This is a genomic window from Mesorhizobium sp. M7A.F.Ca.ET.027.03.2.1 (assembly GCF_003999175.1).
In the GTDB taxonomy this organism is placed as follows: Bacteria; Pseudomonadota; Alphaproteobacteria; order Rhizobiales; family Rhizobiaceae; genus Mesorhizobium.
The window spans coordinates 1-504 of the sequence record NZ_RZOM01001856.1; the positions used below are offsets into that span (position 1 = coordinate 1).

Annotated in this window: 1 protein-coding gene; it reads left to right on the forward strand. The window is 58.7% G+C overall.

Annotated elements, in window-relative coordinates; translation table 11 throughout:
• Positions 1-504, forward strand: a 504-nt coding sequence (locus EN750_RS38455) for an ABC transporter permease (protein ID WP_145968396.1), incomplete at both ends; no start/stop codon positions are given.

The window sequence follows — 504 nt, forward strand, 5'->3', positions numbered from 1 at the left end:
CATTACAACGGTCGCTACAGCGCCTTCTACTTGCGCTGGGCGACGGGCTTTCCCGTGAAGATAGACGCCGATGGTCGATTGTCCCAGGAAACGAGCTACGATTTCCAGTCGATCTATCTCAGGACGATCCTGATCAGCCTTGTCGTGACGGGCCTCACGATCGTGATCGGATACCCGCTCGCGTATGTCATCGCCAATTCCAGTGGGCGGACAGCCGCGGTTCTGCTGTTCTTCATTCTCCTTCCATTCTGGACCTCGCTCCTGGTTCGAACAATGTCGTGGATCGTCTTCCTTCAGACAAACGGCGTTCTCAACAATGCCCTGGCGGGAACGGGACTGATTTCCGAGCCGCTGTCCCTTCTTTACACCCGCATGGCGACGATCGTCGCGATGATCCAGATTCAGCTGCCGTTCACCGTGTTGCCCATGATCAGCGTGATGCGGGCGATTCCGGTGAACCAGGTCAAGGCCGCCCGCAGCCTCGGCGCCGGCCCACTCCTGGCA